A 17,853-nucleotide genomic window follows, 5' to 3' on the forward strand; every position below is an offset into this window, starting at 1 on the left:
CCGAAAACCGGTGCCCACTTTTCGGGATCATGCTGCTCAACCGGCGATTTTCGAGAAATCCGCGACCTGACCCGTGGCCGCGCGGATGCGCGTGAGCAGCGCCAGACGGTTGGCACGTACGGACAAGTCCTCATCATTCACGAGAACACCTTCAAAGAATGAATCAACGGGTTCGCGCAACGCGCTAAGCGCCAGCATGGCGGCGGAAAAGTCTTCGTTTTGAATCGCTTCGCCGGCTTGCTTCTCGGCCTGATTCACCGCTGCAAACAGCGATTTCTCGGCATTCTCCTTGAACAAAGCCGGCTCAACGGTTTCGGCGACCGCCGTTTTCTTCTTCTCCTCGGCAGCCAGGATGTTGGCCGCACGCTTGGTGCCGGCAAGCAGGTTCTTGCCGTCCTCGGTGTCAAGGAAGGAGCCGAGCGCTTCCACGCGGCGCACGATCTGCAGCAGGTCGTCGGACTGCGGCGTGATGACGGCGTCGATGAGATCGTGGCGGGCGCCCTGGTCGCGAAGGTAGACCTTCAGGCGGTCGTGGAAGAACGCCAGGAGGTCTCGTATCTGGTCCGCGCCACTGCCTGCGTAGCGCGCGCCGGCGCTCGCGAAGAGCGAAGACAGCCGCAATTGAATTCGGTCTTCAACCAGGATTCTGACTACACCGAGCGCAGCGCGACGCAGCGCATACGGATCCTTCGACCCCGTCGGCTTTTCATCGATGGCCCAGAAGCCGACCAGCGTATCCAGCTTGTCGGCAAGCGCGACCGCGACCGAAACCGGATCGCTCGGCACATAATCGGACGGGCCTTGCGGCTTGTAATGTTCCTCGATGGCCGCGGCCACGGATGGGTGTTCGCCCTGGAGCAACGCATATTTGCGGCCCATGGCGCCCTGCAGTTCCGGAAACTCGCCGACGACTTCAGTGGTGAGATCGGCCTTGGCGAGAACGGCGGCGCGAGCGGCGAGCGTCGGGTCAGCACCGACGGTCGGCGCCAGTTCCTCTGCGAGCCGCCTGATCCGCCCCACCCGCTCGCCCTGCGTGCCTAGCTTGGCGTGGAAGGTGACGCCGAGATGGTCGAGGCGGGCCATGCGCTGGTCGAGCGGCTTTTTCAGATCGAGCCCGAACTTCTTCGTCGATGCGTCAAGTTCGCCGAGATCGGGCAGATCGCCCTGGTCAGTCGTCCAGAAATAGAGCGCGTCGGACAGACGGGCGCGCACCACCTTGCCGTTGCCGTGCGCGATCTCCCTGCCGCCGTCCCTGGCCTCGATGTTGGAGGTGAGGATGAAGCGGTTGTAAAGCGCCTCGCCTTCCCCTTGCGGGCGCGTGACAAAGCACTTCTGGTTGGCGCGGATGGTCAGGCGGATCACTTCGGCCGGAATGGCCAGGAAATCCTGCTCGAACTCGCCCATCAGCACGACAGGCCATTCGACCAGGCCTGATACCTCTTCAAGCAAGCCTTCGTCCTCGACCAGATCGAGCCCGTTGGCGAAAGCGAGGTTGCGGGCATCGGCAAGGATGATCTCCTTGCGCCGGTCGGCGTCGAGCACGACCTTGGCCGCCTCCAGCTTGCTCACATAGTCGTCGAAGCGGCGCACGGTGATTTCGCCCGGCGCCATGAAACGGTGGCCGTAAGTGGTGTTGCCGGAGCGAATGCCGTCGATCGCGAAATCGACCACGACAGGCTCCTCGGTCTCCGGGCCGAAGGTGCACAGGATCGATTGCAGCGGTCGCACCCATCGCAGCGAGCCCGGCTTGGCCGAGGCCGGCCCCCAGCGCATCGATTTCGGCCAGGGGAAATTGCGGATGATGCCCGGCACAAGGTCGGCGATGATCTCTTCGGCCGCCCTGCCCGGCTTCGAAATATGGGCAACATAGAAGTCGCCCTTCTTCGGGTCGGAATGGACGTGCGCCTCGGCGACCGAGGACAGCCCTGCCTTGCGCAGGAACCCCTGGACCGCTTGCTCGGGCGCCGTCGTCGACGGCCCCTTGATCTCTTCGCGTATATCCTTCGAGCGCGCCGTCAGGCCCCTGATGTCGAGCGTCAGGCGCCGCGGCGTCCAGTATTCGCGCGCCGCCTCATAGGTCAGACCCGCCTCGACCAGACCGTCGGTCAGCATCTTCTTGAGATCACCCGCCGCCTTGCGCTGCATGCGCGCGGGGATTTCCTCGGAGCGAAGTTCTAGAAGCAGGTCAGGCATATGGAGGCTCACGCAGCAATGGTGAGCGCGGCATAGCAACTCGGCTGGCCGCTGTCACCCTTTCCAGAAATTTTGACCGCCCTGTCGGGACAAGGCGATCCGGCCCGTCCTTGGATCAAAGATTCCCATGAACCGAACGCGGCGCTGAAGCGACCCACGCTCAGGCAGGAAACTATTGGCTGAACGACCATGGAAACGGCATCCAGACTTCTGCAGATCCTCGCGCTCAGCGCCTGCTTCACCGCGCAGGTCCATGGCGCCTTCTCAATGCCGGGCGTGCGGCAGGCGTTAAGGACGATCGACGGTGCCACCGGTCAGCACGTTCCGCCGATCAGCGCGTCCGCCGCCCTCTCGAAAGCAGCAGGTTAGGCCGCCAAACCACCGGCCTGCGTCTTCAAAAACGCCTCGCCGCAGGCTTTCGCCAGATTACGCACGCGCAGGATGTAGCTTTGCCGCTCGGTCACCGAGATCACGCCGCGCGCGTCGAGCAGGTTGAAGACATGGCTGGCCTTGATGCACTGGTCGTAGGCCGGGAAGACCATCTTGTGCATCGGCAGATTGTCGTTCGAAGCCGGCGCGCCGGCCTCGAGCAGCGCCTTGCATTCGGCCTCGGCATCTTCGAAGTGCCTGAGCAGCATCGCCGTGTTGGCGTATTCGAAATTGTGGCGCGAATATTCCTGCTCGGCCTGCAGGAAGACATCGCCATAGGTCACCTTGTCGGCGCCCTCGCGGCCGTTGAAGTTGAGGTCGTAGACATTGTCGACGCCCTGCACATACATGGCTAGCCGCTCCAGCCCGTAGGTCAGTTCGCCCGCCACCGGCGCGCATTCGATGCCGCAGACCTGCTGGAAATAGGTGAATTGCGAGACTTCCATGCCGTCGCACCAGCATTCCCAGCCAAGCCCCCAGGCGCCGAGCGTCGGGCTTTCCCAGTCGTCCTCGACGAAGCGGATGTCATGCAGCAGCGGGTCGACGCCGATCGCCTGAAGCGAGCCGAGATAGAGCTCCTGCAGGTTCGGCGGGTTCGGCTTCAGGATCACCTGGTACTGGTAATAATGCTGCAGCCGGTTCGGGTTCTCGCCATAGCGGCCATCCTTGGGACGGCGCGAGGGCTGGACATAGGCGGCGTTCCAGCGCTTCGGCCCAAGCGCGCGCAGCGTCGTTGCCGGATGAAACGTGCCGGCGCCGACCTCCATGTCGTAGGGCTGGAGGATGACGCAACCATAGGCCGCCCAGTAATTGTGCAAGGTCAGGATCAGCCCCTGGAACGAGCGGCTGGGATGCATATGGGCGGGAATTTCAATCGTCACGGGTGGCCTCGACAGCAAAGGCTAGAGCCTGTCCTTGAGCATGATCTTCTCCGAAAACCGGTATCCGCTTTTCGGGATCATGCTCTTGCCGGCACGTCCTAGAGACACGGCGGCGAAGCGTCAAGCAAGGGGCGAGCCGGATGCGGATCGCCATGAGTATGCCGCGCGGTGTTGAAGGCTTTGCCGAGGACTGGCCTATTGCCGGCCTCGGGAGCCTGGGTTCTGTTTCGTCCCCTATAGCCCACAGCAACGACGACAGGTCCAGCCATGCCCAGTTCCATCATCGTCCGCCCGGTCACGCGGCAGGATTTCGACCGGTGGCTGCCGCTCTGGGATGGCTACAACGCGTTTTATGGCCGCTCGGGCGAGACGGCGCTGGCAAGCGAGATCACCGCGATGACATGGTCGCGCTTCTTCGACGCCTACGAACCGGTCCATGCGCTGGTGGCCGAAAGCGAGGGACAGCTCCTCGGCCTCGTGCACTATCTCTTTCATCGCAGCACGACGGCGATCGCGCCGAACTGCTATTTGCAGGATCTTTTCACCACCCAGGCTTCGCGTGGAAAAGGCATCGGCCGGGCGCTGATCGAAGGCGTCTACGAGCGCGCCCAAGCCGCCGGCTCAGGCCGGGTGTACTGGCTGACGCACGAAACCAACCAAACCGCCATGAAGCTCTATGATAAGATCGGCGAGCGCTCCGGCTTCGTCGTCTATCGCAAACTGTTCTGAGGACGCCACTTCAAACAAAAACGGGGCCCTGAAAAGAGCCCCGTTCGTATTCACATAGCAGATCTCACCCCTTCGGGGCGGGGACCGGCTCCGGCTTGACCTTGGGGGTCTCCTGCGCCGTGTTGGACTCGATCGGCGGCAGGCCCTTCATCAGCTTCTGCTGCAAGGTGGCCAGCACATCGGGATCGGGCTTCAGGTCGCGGGCCTGGTTCCACTGGAAGGTGGCTTCCAGCTTGCGGCCGACGCGCCAGTAGGCGTCGCCGAGATGGTCGTTGAGAACCGGATCTTCCGGCTTCAGCGATACGGCGCGCTCCATCTCGCGCACCGCGTCATCGAAGCGGCCGAGGCGGAAATAGGCCCAGCCCAGGGAATCGACGATGTAACCATCGCTCGGCCTGAGATCGACGGCCTTCTGGATCATCGCCAGGCCTTCCTTCAGGTTGGTGTTCATGTCGACCCAGGAATAGCCGAGATAGTTCAGCACCTGCGGCTGGTCCGGCTGCAGTTCCAGCGCCTTGCGGAAATTCGGCTCGGCCTTCGGCCATTCCTTCAGCCGCTCATAGGCGATGCCGCGCTGGTAGAAGATGTTCCAGTTGGCCGCGGTCGGCGTCTTCAGCACTTCGACGGCCTTGTCGTAGAGATTGGCGGCCGAGCGGAAATCCTCCTTGGAGGAATAGACCCCGCCAAGCGCAAGATAGGCGCGCATGTCGTTGGGATGCGCCTCGACGAAAGCCTTCAGATGCGTGATCGCCTCTTCATGGCGGTCGAGATCGGCAAGGTTGAGGCCAAGCTGCAGGTCCGAAAGCTCCTTCAGCGGCGACGAATCGGGGATGCGCCGATAGAGCGCGATGGCGCCCTCGCCGTCCTTCAGCTGTTCGGCGACGGCGGCGAGCTGCACCAGGGCCGCGTCGCTGTCGGGCCGCAGTGCCAGCGCATATTGCAGGTAAAGGCGAACGAACGGCTCGCCGCCGCCCCGATTGAGCGCGGTGGCGAGGTCGAGCAGGATTTCGGATGCGCCGTCGGAGGGACCGGAAACGAAGGGCGCGATCTTGTCGCCCTTGGCGATCCTGTCGCGCAAAGCGACGATTTCGAGCTTACCCGGCGAAAACGCCTCGGCCTGGTCGAGCACCGAGATCGCCTTGGCCTTGTCGCCCTTGCGGGCCAGGAACGAGGCATAGGCCTGCGCATTGCGCATCCAGGTTTCGGGCGCGGCACCGCCGGCGGCGGTATCCTGCATGGTCGCGGCGTAGATCGCCTCGGCCTTGTCGGGCATGTTGGAGGCATCGGCGACCAGGGCGCGGTGGAAGGATTTGAACAGGCCGAACCAGTCCGGTCCTTGCAGCTTGTCGATCGAAGCCATTGCATCGCTTGCGTGGCCAGCCCCCTGTTCAGCCCAGCCCGACATCACGCCGGAGATCAGCCTGTCGAGGTCGGATTCCAGCGACAGCTTGAGCCAGTACTGCGCCTTGGTGAAATCCTTCTTGTGGAAGGAATCGACCGCCAGCGCCAGGCGCGAGAAGCGCTCGACATCGGGCACTTCCTTGAGTTTGTCGGCATAGACCAGGGATTCGTCGAATCGGCCCTGCGCGATCAGCGACAGCATCAGGCTCTGCTGCAGGCCGGTGTCGCTCGGATCGAAGGCCAGGGCCTGCTTGTAGTAGGCGATGGCGCTGTCGAGGTCGTTGTCGCCTTCGGCGATCCGGGCTGCCAGATAGGCGCCAGAGAACGACGAGATCTTGACCGGTTCGGTGGATTGCTTGGCATAGGCCGGCAGAGCCGAAATCGCCATGCCCGTCACAATTGCCAGCCTTGTCAGCCAGCGCGCACGTCCTTGCTGCATCGTATCCCTTTCAGCCAGGCGCCATCTCCGCGTCAGCGGGATCGACGTAGACTCGATCTTTCCGGGCAAAGCATGGCCTTTTTGGGGTCGCGCTTCAATCCGCCTGAAATTCACAATCGGGTCAGCCGATTAACAAACCATGGCTGGAGTGGATTTTCGACCGAGGAAAGGCCGGCGTCAAGGTCAGCGCGGCACGACGGATCGCTGCACCTTCGTCTCGGCAAAGCCGCCGGCCGCTATCGCGCCGCACAACTCGTTCCATTCGCAGCCGCCGCAAGCCTTCCGTACGCCACCAACGGAAAACGCCTGCCGCAGCCGCGCCAGGATTGCCGCGTCGAGATCGACGCGGACGCCGGGCTGGATTGGCAGGGCCAGCAGATCCGCGACATCGCGCGCGGCAAGCCGGTCCCGTTCGGCGACGCTCTCGCCCAGACAATGCGGCTCCGGCCCGTCGAGCAACGGCGCGCACACATCGTCCGGACCGGAGACGAGGAGGATGTCCTCGCCCCGGCTCAGGCGCTCCGCGATCGCATCATAATTGGCGGTGAAAGCGGGGCTGTATCCCTTGCCCACATAGGTGAGCAGGCAAAGGAGGTGATGGGCGCGCAGCCTGATCGTCACGGATTGGCCGGCTTTGCCTTGCCGCGGGGGAGCGCCATCAGTGTCGCGGCACCAAGCGCCGACTTCAGCAAGCCGCCGACGATGAATGGCAGGAAGCCGTAGGTAATGGCTTGTTCGGCGCCGATCATGACGGCAAGCCATGCCGTGCCGAGCACCAGGCAGGCAAGATTGCCGAGCAGCATGGCGCCAAAGGCAAGCACCACCCTGTTGCCGTTCCAGCCGCGTTCGGCCAGCCAGCCGACGAGCGCGCCGACAACCGGGAAGGCGAAGAGATAACCGCCGGTCGGCCCGACGAAATAGGACGCACCGGCCGCGCCGCCGGCCAGAACCGGAAAGCCGACCGCACCTTCGACCAGCCATGCGGCGATGGTGACCGCGCCAAGGCGCCAGCCATAGAGCGCGCCGATCAGCGTCACGGCAAAGGTCTGCATGGTGATGGGAACCGGCACCATCGGCACTTCGATGTAGGAGGACAGCGCCAGGAACAGCGTGCCGAGCACGACGGCGCCGACCTGCCAGGCGAGCGAGCGATCCTGCAGCCGGAGCGGGCTGAAGGACGGCTTGCTGGACGTGAATGCGATATCGGTCATAGGGATCCCTTCGGTCGATTTAAAATTATAGATAATTTCTGCTTTCGATCTATTATCGAATCCATATTTCTCGCGACATAGCAAGCCCTCCCACGTCAAAGGCCGTCCGAACTGCGTCGCGACGTGCTTCAGATCGTTGCTTCATGCATGTCGTGCGCCCAAAATCGGAGGGCCACTTCCGGGCGACAGATATCAGCCAACGATCGCGAAGGCTTCACGCGTCGCGCCGGACGCGGTCTTGACCGGCTTGCGGCCGATCCATTGGACATGCCGCCCGAGCGTTGCCGCGGCCGATTCGGTGTTTCCCTGCCGCAAGGCGGTCAGGATTGCCCGATGATCCTGGTCGGTGCGCGTTTCCCACTCCGAGCGCCACGCCGCGAACAGGAAGCGGGCGCTGGCGGCGTGCAGATCGTCGATGGTGGCGAGCAGGCGCGGCATGCCGCACGGCGCCAGGATCAACCGGTGAAAGGCGCGGTTGGCTTCCTCCCAGGACCGGACATCGCGGGATTTGTCACCGGCCTTGGTCGCCTCCTCGGCGAGATCGAGAATGGCTGACGTCAGATGCGGCGCGGCATGGCGCAGCGCCAGCACTTCGAGCGCGGCCCGCATTTCGGCGACTTCCTTGACCTCGCCGAGATCAAAAGCCGCGACGCGCACGCCACGGCGCGGCTCGCTGACGGCCAGGCCTTGCGCCTCCAGGCGGCGGAAGGCCTCGCGCACCGGAACATGACTGGTGTTGAATTCCTCGGCGACGTGATCCTGGCGCAACCGGGCACCAGGCTCGATCGCGCCCGAGATGATGCGGTCCGCCAGCGCCTTGCTGATGCGCACCGCGATGGTGTCGTCCGTGCCCTTTGCCATGTTTTATAGATAATTTGCGGCAAGGCAGCTTGTCGAGACGGCGGGTGGTGTTCGCCAACGTTCTCCCCAGTACAAAGCGAGGGAAAACTCCGACAAAGGTCGGCCTGCTCAGTTCACCCGGCTGATGCAGAAATCGATGACGTCGATCAGCGCCGATTTCTGCGGCGTTTCTTCCAGCGGCGCCAGCGCGTCGCGGGCGATCTCGCCGAAATGCCGGGCGCGGCCGATCGTGTCGGCGATGGCGCCGTGGCGGGTCATCAGGCCGATCGCCTTTTCCAGGCCGGCATCGTCGACGACATTATCCTCGATGGCGCGCTTCCAGAAGGTGCGCTCGGCCTTGGTGCCGCGCCGGTAGGCGAGGATGACCGGCAAGGTCACCTTGCCCTCACGGAAATCGTCGCCGACATTCTTGCCCAGATCCTTGCTGGTGCCGCCATAGTCCAGCGCATCGTCGATAAGCTGGAAGGCAAGGCCGAGGTTCATGCCGTAGGAGCGCAGTGCGGCGCGATCGTTGCGCGTCGCCTGGGCGATGACGGGCCCGACCTCGGCGGCCGCCGAAAAAAGGGCCGCGGTCTTGGCCTTGATGACCGCAAAGTGCTCGTCCTCGGTGGTTTCGAGGTTCTTGGCGGCGGCAAGCTGCATGACCTCGCCCTCGGCGATGATCGAGGCGGCGCTCGACAGGATGTCGAGCGCTTCGAGCGAGCCGACATCGACCATCATGCGGAAGGCCTGGCCGAGCAGGAAATCGCCGACCAGCACGCTCGCCTGGTTGCCCCAGATCATGCGGGCGGTCTTCTTGCCGCGGCGCATGCCGCTCTCGTCGACGACGTCGTCGTGCAGCAAAGTCGCGGTGTGCATGAACTCGACCGAGGTGGCGAGCTTGACGTGACCTTCGCCGGCATAGCCGAACATCTGCGCGGCGGCGAGCGTCAGCATCGGCCTGAGCCGTTTGCCGCCTGACGAGATCAAATGGTTGGCGACTTCCGGGATCATCTCGACGTCGGAGCCGGCCTTGGACAGGATCAATTCGTTGACGCGTCCCATATCGGCCGCCGTCAGATCGATCAGATCCTTGATGGAGGCGGGTTCCCGCTTCCCGTTTTCGATGTTGAGAACGACACCCACGACAATCACTCCCGTCTTGTTATAACGCGTGCGACGGCACCCTTAATCCCGATACGGACTCTAGGGCGGCGGACACGGCCACGGCAAGTGGCGAATTGGCGCGGCGTTGGTGACAGGCTGTTAACCAGCGCGGGGGCCGAGGCTCCGCCACGGAAATCCCTGCCCGTTTACATCAATGGCGCAAACTGCGAGTTTCATGCGATGATAGAGCTTGTCCGCACCAACGATGCCGTGATCATCTCCTTCGTCGAATCGCTGATGCGCGACGCCGGCATCGCCTGCTTTGTCGCCGATCAGAATATGAGCATTCTCGAAGGGTCGATCGGTCTTTTGCAGAAGCGCGTCATGGTCGACGCCGACCAGGCCGATGCCGCTCGTCGCATCCTCAGGGATGCCGGCATCGCCAACGAGATCCGCACAGAATAATGTCGGCCGCGCCAGCCGCCCCTGCCCTCGACACCCTTGGCCCGGACACGCCGGCCCATACGGTCGATGCCTTCCATCGCGGCCGGTTCTGGCTCGTGCAGCCCAAGCATGGCGGCCATCGCGCCGGCATGGATGCGATGATGCTGGCGGCGTCGGTGCCGTCCGTCTTTTCCGGACGTCTCACCGACTTCGGCGCCGGCGCCGGTGCTGCCGGCCTGGCGGTGCTGTCGCGCTGCCCGGCCGCCAGGGCCGTTCTGGTCGAACGCGCGCCCGAAATGGCCGCCTTCGCATCGGCCACCCTTGCTCACCCCGGCAATGCGCATCTCAGCGATCGTGCCTCCGTGCTCGTCGCCGACGTCACGGCCTCAGGCCAGGCCCGGGTGGCGACAGGTCTGGCCGACAACGACTTCGACTATGTCATCATGAATCCGCCCTTCAACGCAGCCAGGGACCGCGCCACGCCGGACAGGCTGCGAAAGGAAGCCCATGTCATGGAGGACGGGCTGTTTGAAAGCTGGATCCGCAGCGCGGCGGCGGTGGTCAGGCCGCGTGGCGGGCTTGCCGTCATCGCGCGGCCCGAACAGCTCGGCGCTATTCTCGATGCGATGTCAGGCCGTTTCGGTGATGCCGAGATGCTGGCCGTGCACCCTCGCCCCGACGCGGCGGCGATCCGCATTGTCGTGCGGGCAGCGCTCGGTGCGCGCGGAAAACTTGCCATCCGCCCGCCTTTGATGCTTCACGCGCAATCGGGCAACGGCCCCGACGAGCGCAGCGAAATGATTGCCAACGGTCTCGCCTCGCTGTTTGGAGATTGAGCTATTCCTGGCCGCCGCATTGCCGTTGGCCGGGAAATCCCTACATGCCTGCAACGCAATCGACCGGAGACCGCGCCCTCGTGAAACGCCTTTTCAACCGCCTGCTGCCGAAATCCTGGCGCTCCACCGTCGTCACCATTCCGGTCATCCGGCTGCACGGCACGATCATGTCGGGCGGCCAGTTCCGGCAGAACCTGTCGCTGGCCTCCACCGCAGGCCTCATCGAGAAGGCATTTTCCTTCGACGCGCCGGCGGTTGCCATTTCGATCAATTCGCCCGGCGGGTCGCCAGTACAGTCGCGGCTGATCTTCAAGCGCATCCGCGACCTGGCGGTTGAAAAGAACAAAAAGGTGCTGGTCTTTGTCGAGGATGTCGCCGCCTCGGGCGGCTACATGATCGCGGTTGCCGGCGACGAGATTTTTGCCGATCCGTCCTCCATCGTCGGTTCGATCGGCGTGGTCTCGGCTTCGTTCGGTTTCCCGGAACTGATGAAGAAGATCGGGGTCGAGCGCCGTGTCCACACCGCCGGCCAGAACAAGGCTGTGCTCGATCCGTTCAAGCCCGAGAAGAAGGAAGATGTCGAGCGGCTGAAGGCTTTGCAACTCGAGGTGCACGACACCTTCATCGATCTCGTCAAGGAGCGGCGCGGCAGCAAGCTTAAGGACGATCCGGATCTGTTCACGGGCCTGTTCTGGACGGGCAAAAAGGGGCTGGAGCTCGGCCTCGTCGATGCGCTCGGCGACATGCGCACGGTGCTGAAGACCCGGTTCGGGGCGAAGACCCAGCTGAGATTGGTCACGGCGCCACGCGGTTTCCTCAGCCGCTTTGGCCTGTTCGGCTCCAGCAAGGGCTTTTCAGCGCCCGATATCGCCGCCGCTGCCGCCAGCGGCGTCATGGATGCGGCGGAAGAGCGCGCGCTGTGGGCTCGCTTCGGGCTTTGAAAACCGCGCAAAACCGTTTAGCATGAGGGTTTGAAGTCCTATGCATGCCGTTTTCCCAAAACCGGACACAGTTTTGGGCGACACGCATTGACCGACCCGACCGGCCGCCTTCGCCGGCCCAGCGTGGTAGGAGTTGTGACATGCCGCAGATCATTTTCTTCACCGTCGTTGGCGTCGCCGCCTATTTCGGCTATCGCACCTTCGTGCGCGAGGCCGAGCGCGTGACCGCCAAGGTGCGGCGCACCGAAAAGCAGGCGGCCAATGGCGCGATGGGCACGCTGGTCAAGGATCCGAAGACCGGCGAATATCGGCTGGCCAAGGACTGAGCATCATCCCCCTTACGACTGACGCCGTGGACACCGAGATCGGTTCGCGCACCTGGCACGCGCATGCCAAGATCAATCTGGCGCTGCATGTCACCGGCAGGCGCCCTGACGGCTATCACCTCATCGAAAGCCTGGCGGTGTTCACGCGCTTTGGCGACCGGGTCGAGATCGCGCCCGCCGACGGTGACGACTTCACCGTGTCCGGCCGCTACGCGGCGGCGGTTCCCCTCGACGCCGGCAATCTTGTGCTCAAGGCGCGCGATGCTTTGCGGCGGGAGGCCGGCCCTTCGCGGACCCCGCCTGTCTCGATAAAGTTGGAAAAGAACCTGCCGGTCGCCTCCGGCGTCGGCGGCGGGTCGAGCGACGCGGCGGCCGTGCTGCGCGGACTGGCGCGGACATGGGCCTTGGACATGGATGACGCCGAGCTGGCGCGGATCGGTCTCTCGCTTGGCGCCGACGTGCCGATGTGCCTGGCGGCAAAGCCTCTGGTGGCGCGCGGCATTGGTGACGAGCTGTCGATGGTGCCGGACTTTTCGGCGCTGGGACTGGTGCTGGTCAATCCTGGCACGCCGGTCTTGACGGCGGATGTCTTCGCGGCCCTGTCCAGCCGCGACAACGAGCCCCTGCCGCCGCTGCCGCGCAGCATCGATTTTCACAGCCTGCGCAACTGGCTGGAGGTCACCCGCAACGATCTCGAACCGGCCGCACTCGCGCTGCAGCCCGCCATAGGCCGGGCGCTTTCGTGGCTCGATAAGGCCGGGTCGGGGTTTTCACGCATGTCGGGATCGGGCGCGACCTGTTTCGGCCTGTTCGAGACCGGCAATGTCGCCAAGCGCGCGGCGGCCGAGATCCGCGGCCGCCAGCCCGACTGGTTCGTCGCGGCGACGCGCAGCATGTCCTCGGAGGCTGAGTGAGATGGCTGGGATCAACGAGAGCCGTTCGTTCGTTCCGGTGCGCATCGCGGTGCTGACGGTTTCCGACACGCGCGGCCTTGCCGACGACAAATCCGGCCAGACGCTGGCCGACCGCATCACCGAGGCCGGCCACATCCTGGCCGCCCGCGATATCGTCACCGATGACCGTGACAAGATCCGCGACACGGTTCTGGCGTGGTCGCGGGACAAGAACATCGATGTCGTCATCACCACCGGCGGCACCGGCTTCACCGGGCGCGACGTGACGCCGGAGGCGCTGGAGCCGATCTTCGAAAAGCGCATGGACGGCTTTTCCGAAGTGTTCCACCGCATTTCCTATGACAAGATCGGCACATCGACGATCCAGAGCCGGGCGACCGGCGGTGTCGTCAACGCCACCTTCGTCTTCGTGCTGCCGGGCTCGCCCGGCGCCTGCAAGGACGCATGGGACGGCATCCTCAAGGCGCAGCTCGACTACCGGCACATGCCCTGCAACTTCGTCGAGATCATGCCGCGCCTGGACGAACATCTGCGGCGCGGGAAGTCGGCTCCGTAAAAGCCGAGGGCAAGCCCCGGTTTCACGCCGTGTTTGGCAGGTGGAACGGCGTCTGCGCCTTCGAAACGCCATTCCAAACCGGATGCCGGAGAAAGTACCTTCTCGTGGGAGGGCCATGGCCGACCACGACGGGGACGATGCGATGAACGAGCATGCCGGCGGATGCCATTGCGGCAACATACGCCTTCGATTTTCAACCAAGCTCGATCCTTCGCAGATCGAAGTCCGCGCCTGCCAATGTTCGTTCTGCATCAAGCATGGCTCGCGCGCCGTCGCCGATCCCGACGGCAGGCTGACCGTCTCGGTCGGGGACGAAGCCCGATTGCACAGATACCGGTTCGGCCTGCGTACAGCCGAGTATTTGATCTGCCGGGGCTGCGGTGTCTACGTCGCGGCGGTCACCACCGATGACGGGGATCCAAGGGCGATCATCATCGTCAATGCCCTGGACGACCGGTTGCAGTTCAGCCGCGAACCCGTCGCCGTGGACTATGATGCCGAGTGCAGGGAAAGCCGCATTGCCCGGCGACAGGCGCGCTGGATGCCGGTGGAGATCCGGCCCGCCTTTACCGGATGACCGGCTCGCCATGAAAACGTCGGCGCGAGGGGCGTGAGACGCCGAAGCCGACTTCCATCATGAGGCGCGGGGTGCGCGCCGGCACGGTGCCCATGTGGAAGCCGAACGGGTCCTCGACGAAGCCGAGGCCGGCTTCGCCGGTCAGCGTCACCGGGCTTTGCTCGCCATAGACGTCCAGCACCTCCTGGGCGGGATGGCCGACCAACAGGGTGAGCTGATGCTTGATGGCGCGGCGCTTGTGGCTGCCCCTGACATAGACATGCGGACCGGTGTCGGCGTCGACAGGCTTGAGGTAGAAGAAGAATTTCAACATGCGCCAGTCGTCGAGGTCGAAATGATACTTGCCGAGCGAGGCAAGGTTCTTGTCAGCGTCCGAGGCGTCGCCGGTCGGAAAGCTCCACCAGACGCGTGTCGTGATCAGTTTGGCCTGGCCGCCGAGATAGTGCGCGGCAATGTCGAGAAGCAGCGGATCGCGCTGTATGGCGAGTGCGGCCGGGCAGTCGAGGATGCGTTCGAAATAGTGTCCGCTGAGCAGCGAGCGGCCCAGGCGTTTCTCGGCCTGCGCATGCTCGCCCGGCATGAATTCGAGACGCCGGTCGAAATTGCCGAAGCAAGGTGTGCGCCACGTAAAATTCGCGATCTCTTCATGGATGTCCGATGGCAGGACCAGGCCTGAGAACAGGCCGTCGGAACGCAGTGCATCGACAACCGACGCCCGCTCGACACCGGAAAACATCGTGTCGCCGACATTGTCGGCGGGGCGGGCGCGTTTTGCGCCCAGCCAATGCATCCGGCGCCCAGCCATAGTGCGCGCCAGCATGAACATAGGTAACCAGGCGGGGTTTTCGCGCAAGTCCTTGAGGTAGGTCGGAATGCGCACGGCGATGCGCCGCAGCAGGCTGCCATTGCGCGCAATGGCCTCGAGACTGGCGGCACCGGATTTATCTGACGTTGAAAGGGTCATCGGGTCCTCGTCCATGAGGGTGACACCGATGCCGCATCGGTGCCCACCACTCGCATGACCCAACCCAATTCACCCGCTTCGAACGAAAGCTAATCTCACGTCAGATCTTGTGCAATGCACAATAAGCAGAGCGGATGCAAAAATCACTTCGGCGCGCGGTGCTGCTGCTTCGGCGGCGCCACCCAGATCTCGGCCTCGAGCTTCTTTGTCGCCAGGCCGCGCGCCAGCGCCTCGGCGCTGCCGGCGCTCTTTGACAGCGATGCGGCCTGGCGCTTGCTGATCACCAGCCCGTCGGCGAGCGCACGATTTCCCGAAAAGACCCGGGCCAGGAACGGCGTGCGGCTGCCGCGCGCGCGCGAAAACCGCGCCGCCATGGTTTGCCTAGCCGTGTGGGCGACGACCGCTTCGATCCAGCCTTCCACCAGCCGCGCGCCCGGCTCCAGCAGCAGCAGCCAGTCACCCTTGGCCTGCCTGATCCCGGCGGCAATGCCGCCGCTCGCCACATAGTGGCAGCCGGCATGCTCGGCGACATGATGCGTCTGGTCGGTGGAGCCGGCGTCGCACACGACGACCTCGCGCACCACGCCCTCCACCGCGCCACCAATCAGCGAGGCGAGCGTGCGGGCGAGAGCCTCCTCGTCATTGCGCGTTTCGATAAGAACACTGAGCATGTTTAGCCGAATAGCGGAAAGCCGCGCACAGCGCCAGTTTTTGCAGCGCAACATAAAAAGTTCTTGCTTTGTTCTCATTCGCCAAATAGGAATAATTTCATGAACAGAGCGATTCGACACAACATGGACAGTCCCTGGGAGCGGGCCAAGATGGAACCGATCGTGCGAGCCGACATTGCAGCTTTCGGAGCAGGACGAGCCGAAATGGCCAATGCGATGATCGAGCAGAGCGGCATGCGCATCCGTCCGGACCGCAACCGCGGCCGATCGGCGGGCATCAATCCGTCCGGCCGCTTCGAGCCGATCAGCCGGCATGTCTTCGACGATGGCTGGAGTTCGCTGGAGGAGCTGCCGCCGTTCAAGACCGAGGTGCAGGTGGAAAAGCCGCGCACCATCATCACCCGCAACGAATCGCCCGACATTTCCTTCGACCGCTCGATCAACCCGTACCGCGGCTGCGAACATGGCTGCGTCTATTGCTTCGCGCGGCCGACACACGCATTCATGGGCCTGTCGCCGGGGCTGGATTTCGAATCCAAGCTGTTTGCCAAGCCGGATGCGGCGCGGTTGCTCGACAAGGAACTGTCGAAGGACGGCTACCAGCCGCGCACCATCGCCATCGGCACCAACACCGATCCCTACCAGCCGATCGAAAAACAGTACCGCATCATGCGCGAGATCCTCGAAGTGCTGGAAGCGCGCGGCCATCCGGTCGGCATCGTCACCAAATCGGCTCTGGTGACGCGCGACATCGACATCCTGTCTCGCATGGCCGAACGCGGACTGGCCAAGGTGGCGCTGTCGGTGACGACGATGGACCGCATGCTGGCCAGGACGATGGAGCCCCGCGCGTCGACGCCGACCAAGCGGCTGGAGGCGATCCGGCAGCTATCGGATGCCGGCATTCCGGCTTCTGTCATGGTGGCGCCGATCATCCCCGGCCTCACCGACCAGAAGATGGAGCGGATCCTCGATTCGGCATACGCCGCCGGTGCGCGCGAGGCGGGCTACGTCGTGCTGCGCCTGCCGCTGGAGGTCAGTCCGATCTTCAAGGACTGGCTGCTGCGCCACTATCCCGACCGCTACCGCCACGTGATGTCGCTGATCCGGTCGATGCGCGACGGCAAGGACTACGATTCGGAATGGGGCAAGCGCATGAGGGGCGCCGGTCCCTACGCCTGGCAGATCGGCCGGCGCTTCGAGATCACCGCCAAACGGCTCGGCCTCAATGCCGAACGGCGCACGCTGCGCACCGACCAGTTCGTCGCTGCCGGAAAAGACCAGGAGCAGCTGATGCTGCTCTGAATTGCAATTCGCCGCGGCGGTTTGACCTGCCACGGCGCACAAAATCCCGTCCGGCCCGCCCCGGCCTGCAGACGGTGCCCTCCCGGTCCGGCGCCCCACCCGACCCGGAGGGACTTGCGGAGAATCGGAGCCGATGCGAACCTCGCCGCAACATGGCTCGCGCGCGTTCCGATTCTCCGCTTCTCTTCGAAATCGTCGAGAAACCCGATTTCTCCTTCGAGACGAAGGCGATGGCTGACGGCCTGTGGCCGGTGGCCGGGATGGACGAGGCCGGCCGCGGACCGCTGGCCGGACCTGTGGTCGCCGCGGCGGTCGTGCTCGACCCCGCCAACATCCCCGAAGGCCTAGATGATTCCAAACGGCTCAGCCATTTGCAGCGCGAAGCGTTGTTCCTGCGCATTCTCGGCTCGGCGCAGGCGGTTTCGATGGCCTCGATCAGCGCCGAAGGCATCGACGGCAGCAACATCCTGAAGGCCAGCCTCGAGGCAATGCGCCGCGCTCTGGTCGGGCTGTCGGTTCGGCCAAAGCTCGCGCTTGCCGACGGCCGCGACGTGCCGCCAGGGTTGCCGTGCGACGGCCGCGCGCTGATCAAGGGCGACCAGCGCTCGCAGTCCATCGCCGCCGCCTCGATCGTCGCCAAGGTGATGCGCGACCGCATGATGTGCGGCTGCGGCAGCCACCACGACCGCTACGGCTTCGAAGTCCATATGGGCTACGCTACCGCACGCCACCGCACGGCGATCGAGACGCATGGCCCGGTCGCAAGACTGCACCGCGTGTCGTTCGCGCCATTCAGGCTGGGCGGTGCGGAAGTGGCTGAGGAAGAGAGCTTCGACGGCCTGGATTGAGATTGGCAAGCAATGACAGCTGCTCTCCCCCTTGTGGGAACCCAGTGGGGGAGATGTCCGGCACGCCAGAGGGGGGGGGGGGGCGCTGTCCCGCCGGCGTATCGATCGATGCCTCGACTTTCTGAACATGCCCAGCCAGAGGCAACCAAGGCCGGCATTCCTTCACGCCCCCTCTGCCCTGCCGGGCGTTCGTCGCTCGGAAAGCCAAGCAGTTGGCTTTCCGTCCGCTGCGCGGTCCGCT

Annotated in this window: 20 protein-coding genes; 11 read left to right on the forward strand and 9 right to left on the reverse strand. The window is 64.3% G+C overall.

Translation table 11 applies throughout. The features are described from left to right. Positions 1-36 precede the first annotated feature (36 nt). Complete coding sequence (gene glyS, locus AC1DPX_RS14940; protein WP_477237697.1) at positions 37-2,193, reverse strand: glycine--tRNA ligase subunit beta; 2,157 nt, start codon at positions 2,191-2,193, stop codon at positions 37-39. Positions 2,194-2,382: 189 nt separating this feature from the next. Between glyS and AC1DPX_RS14945 the strand changes: the two genes are divergently transcribed. Beyond that, on the forward strand, positions 2,383-2,562 hold the full coding sequence (locus AC1DPX_RS14945; RefSeq protein WP_477237699.1) for a hypothetical protein: 180 nt from the start codon (positions 2,383-2,385) through the stop codon (positions 2,560-2,562). On the opposite strand, the gene AC1DPX_RS14950 is transcribed toward AC1DPX_RS14945, so the two are convergent. Next, positions 2,559-3,503, reverse strand: coding sequence for a glycine--tRNA ligase subunit alpha (locus tag AC1DPX_RS14950; protein ID WP_202355343.1), 945 nt, complete (start codon positions 3,501-3,503; stop codon positions 2,559-2,561). The two genes, AC1DPX_RS14945 and AC1DPX_RS14950, sit on opposite strands and share 4 nt — an antisense overlap. A 267-nt stretch (positions 3,504-3,770) precedes the next feature. Here AC1DPX_RS14950 and AC1DPX_RS14955 point away from each other — a divergent pair, with 267 nt between their 5' ends. Further along, positions 3,771-4,232 carry a GNAT family N-acetyltransferase gene (locus AC1DPX_RS14955; protein ID WP_202355344.1) on the forward strand — a complete coding sequence of 154 codons (462 nt, stop codon included), beginning with the start codon at positions 3,771-3,773 and terminating at the stop codon, positions 4,230-4,232. Positions 4,233-4,296: 64 nt separating this feature from the next. Here AC1DPX_RS14955 and AC1DPX_RS14960 read toward each other — a convergent pair whose 3' ends face one another. The 5 genes from AC1DPX_RS14960 to AC1DPX_RS14980 form a co-directional block, all read right to left on the reverse strand. Beyond that, the gene (locus AC1DPX_RS14960; RefSeq protein WP_477237701.1) at positions 4,297-6,072 is read right to left on the reverse strand and encodes a tetratricopeptide repeat protein; all 1,776 of its coding nucleotides are present in this window, start codon (positions 6,070-6,072) and stop codon (positions 4,297-4,299) included. A 183-nt stretch (positions 6,073-6,255) separates the two neighbouring features. Continuing rightward, the gene (locus AC1DPX_RS14965; RefSeq protein WP_477237703.1) at positions 6,256-6,693 is read right to left on the reverse strand and encodes a DUF1284 domain-containing protein; all 438 of its coding nucleotides are present in this window, start codon (positions 6,691-6,693) and stop codon (positions 6,256-6,258) included. Continuing rightward, positions 6,690-7,283, reverse strand: a complete 594-nt coding sequence (locus tag AC1DPX_RS14970; protein WP_477237705.1) for a biotin transporter BioY — start codon at positions 7,281-7,283, stop codon at positions 6,690-6,692. The genes AC1DPX_RS14965 and AC1DPX_RS14970 overlap by 4 nt, the downstream gene beginning before the upstream one ends. A gap of 192 nt (positions 7,284-7,475) precedes the next feature. Beyond that, entirely contained in the window at positions 7,476-8,144 is a 669-nt protein-coding gene (locus tag AC1DPX_RS14975) for a GntR family transcriptional regulator (protein ID WP_477237707.1), read from the reverse strand. Positions 8,145-8,252: 108 nt separating this feature from the next. Next, positions 8,253-9,269 (reverse strand): polyprenyl synthetase family protein, encoded by a 1,017-nt coding sequence (locus tag AC1DPX_RS14980; RefSeq protein WP_019856937.1) that lies wholly within the window; start codon positions 9,267-9,269, stop codon positions 8,253-8,255. A 201-nt stretch (positions 9,270-9,470) separates the two neighbouring features. On the opposite strand from AC1DPX_RS14980, the gene AC1DPX_RS14985 reads away from it, so the two are divergent. From AC1DPX_RS14985 to AC1DPX_RS15015, 7 genes are all read left to right on the forward strand, one after another. Beyond that, positions 9,471-9,695: a putative signal transducing protein gene (locus AC1DPX_RS14985; protein WP_202355349.1), complete on the forward strand. Its 225-nt coding sequence runs from the start codon at positions 9,471-9,473 to the stop codon at positions 9,693-9,695. Beyond that, positions 9,695-10,510 (forward strand): tRNA1(Val) (adenine(37)-N6)-methyltransferase, encoded by an 816-nt coding sequence (locus AC1DPX_RS14990; RefSeq protein ID WP_477237709.1) that lies wholly within the window; start codon positions 9,695-9,697, stop codon positions 10,508-10,510. Before AC1DPX_RS14985 ends, AC1DPX_RS14990 begins: the two co-directional genes overlap by 1 nt. Before the next feature lie 80 nt (positions 10,511-10,590). Next, entirely contained in the window at positions 10,591-11,451 is an 861-nt protein-coding gene (locus tag AC1DPX_RS14995; RefSeq protein ID WP_477237711.1) for a S49 family peptidase, read from the forward strand. A 140-nt stretch (positions 11,452-11,591) separates the two neighbouring features. Continuing rightward, positions 11,592-11,777 (forward strand): membrane protein, encoded by a 186-nt coding sequence (locus AC1DPX_RS15000; protein WP_013896713.1) that lies wholly within the window; start codon positions 11,592-11,594, stop codon positions 11,775-11,777. Between the two features lie 26 nt (positions 11,778-11,803). Further along, positions 11,804-12,691 carry a 4-(cytidine 5'-diphospho)-2-C-methyl-D-erythritol kinase gene (locus AC1DPX_RS15005; RefSeq protein WP_477237713.1) on the forward strand — a complete coding sequence of 296 codons (888 nt, stop codon included), beginning with the start codon at positions 11,804-11,806 and terminating at the stop codon, positions 12,689-12,691. A gap of 1 nt (position 12,692) precedes the next feature. After that, on the forward strand, positions 12,693-13,247 hold the full coding sequence (moaB, locus tag AC1DPX_RS15010) for a molybdenum cofactor biosynthesis protein B (protein ID WP_477237715.1): 555 nt from the start codon (positions 12,693-12,695) through the stop codon (positions 13,245-13,247). Between the two features lie 115 nt (positions 13,248-13,362). Beyond that, the gene (locus AC1DPX_RS15015) at positions 13,363-13,824 is read left to right on the forward strand and encodes a GFA family protein (protein ID WP_477237717.1); all 462 of its coding nucleotides are present in this window, start codon (positions 13,363-13,365) and stop codon (positions 13,822-13,824) included. On the opposite strand, the gene AC1DPX_RS15020 is transcribed toward AC1DPX_RS15015, so the two are convergent. Both AC1DPX_RS15020 and AC1DPX_RS15025 read right to left on the reverse strand, forming a co-directional pair. Beyond that, positions 13,814-14,788: a hypothetical protein gene (locus AC1DPX_RS15020; protein ID WP_477237719.1), complete on the reverse strand. Its 975-nt coding sequence runs from the start codon at positions 14,786-14,788 to the stop codon at positions 13,814-13,816. The two genes, AC1DPX_RS15015 and AC1DPX_RS15020, sit on opposite strands and share 11 nt — an antisense overlap. A gap of 143 nt (positions 14,789-14,931) precedes the next feature. Continuing rightward, entirely contained in the window at positions 14,932-15,459 is a 528-nt protein-coding gene (locus AC1DPX_RS15025; protein WP_202355356.1) for a glycosyltransferase, read from the reverse strand. A 150-nt stretch (positions 15,460-15,609) separates the two neighbouring features. On the opposite strand from AC1DPX_RS15025, the gene AC1DPX_RS15030 reads away from it, so the two are divergent. Together AC1DPX_RS15030 and AC1DPX_RS15035 are read left to right on the forward strand one after the other, a co-directional pair. Continuing rightward, positions 15,610-16,764, forward strand: a complete 1,155-nt coding sequence (locus AC1DPX_RS15030) for a PA0069 family radical SAM protein (protein ID WP_477238259.1) — start codon at positions 15,610-15,612, stop codon at positions 16,762-16,764. A gap of 152 nt (positions 16,765-16,916) precedes the next feature. Beyond that, a complete protein-coding gene (locus AC1DPX_RS15035; protein WP_202355357.1) occupies positions 16,917-17,612 on the forward strand; it encodes a ribonuclease HII in 696 nt (231 codons plus the stop codon). The last annotated feature ends 241 nt before the right edge of the window (positions 17,613-17,853 follow it).

This window comes from Mesorhizobium sp. 01N446, assembly GCF_056399285.1.

What these genes read in the sequence shown, in the direction of transcription:
- glyS (WP_477237697.1), bottom strand. Translation starts at nt 2,193, where the DNA reads ATGCCTGACCTGCTTCTAGAACTTCGCTCCGAGGAAATCCCCGCGCGC.
- AC1DPX_RS14945 (WP_477237699.1), top strand. Translation starts at nt 2,383, where the DNA reads ATGGAAACGGCATCCAGACTTCTGCAGATCCTCGCGCTCAGCGCCTGC.
- AC1DPX_RS14955 (WP_202355344.1), top strand. Translation starts at nt 3,771, where the DNA reads ATGCCCAGTTCCATCATCGTCCGCCCGGTCACGCGGCAGGATTTCGAC.
- AC1DPX_RS14960 (WP_477237701.1), bottom strand. Translation starts at nt 6,072, where the DNA reads ATGCAGCAAGGACGTGCGCGCTGGCTGACAAGGCTGGCAATTGTGACG.
- AC1DPX_RS14970 (WP_477237705.1), bottom strand. Translation starts at nt 7,283, where the DNA reads ATGACCGATATCGCATTCACGTCCAGCAAGCCGTCCTTCAGCCCGCTC.
- AC1DPX_RS14975 (WP_477237707.1), bottom strand. Translation starts at nt 8,144, where the DNA reads ATGGCAAAGGGCACGGACGACACCATCGCGGTGCGCATCAGCAAGGCG.
- AC1DPX_RS14985 (WP_202355349.1), top strand. Translation starts at nt 9,471, where the DNA reads ATGATAGAGCTTGTCCGCACCAACGATGCCGTGATCATCTCCTTCGTC.
- AC1DPX_RS14990 (WP_477237709.1), top strand. Translation starts at nt 9,695, where the DNA reads ATGTCGGCCGCGCCAGCCGCCCCTGCCCTCGACACCCTTGGCCCGGAC.
- AC1DPX_RS15000 (WP_013896713.1), top strand. Translation starts at nt 11,592, where the DNA reads ATGCCGCAGATCATTTTCTTCACCGTCGTTGGCGTCGCCGCCTATTTC.
- moaB (WP_477237715.1), top strand. Translation starts at nt 12,693, where the DNA reads ATGGCTGGGATCAACGAGAGCCGTTCGTTCGTTCCGGTGCGCATCGCG.
- AC1DPX_RS15015 (WP_477237717.1), top strand. Translation starts at nt 13,363, where the DNA reads ATGGCCGACCACGACGGGGACGATGCGATGAACGAGCATGCCGGCGGA.
- AC1DPX_RS15020 (WP_477237719.1), bottom strand. Translation starts at nt 14,788, where the DNA reads ATGACCCTTTCAACGTCAGATAAATCCGGTGCCGCCAGTCTCGAGGCC.
- AC1DPX_RS15025 (WP_202355356.1), bottom strand. Translation starts at nt 15,459, where the DNA reads ATGCTCAGTGTTCTTATCGAAACGCGCAATGACGAGGAGGCTCTCGCC.
- AC1DPX_RS15030 (WP_477238259.1), top strand. Translation starts at nt 15,610, where the DNA reads ATGGAACCGATCGTGCGAGCCGACATTGCAGCTTTCGGAGCAGGACGA.
- AC1DPX_RS15035 (WP_202355357.1), top strand. Translation starts at nt 16,917, where the DNA reads ATGGCTCGCGCGCGTTCCGATTCTCCGCTTCTCTTCGAAATCGTCGAG.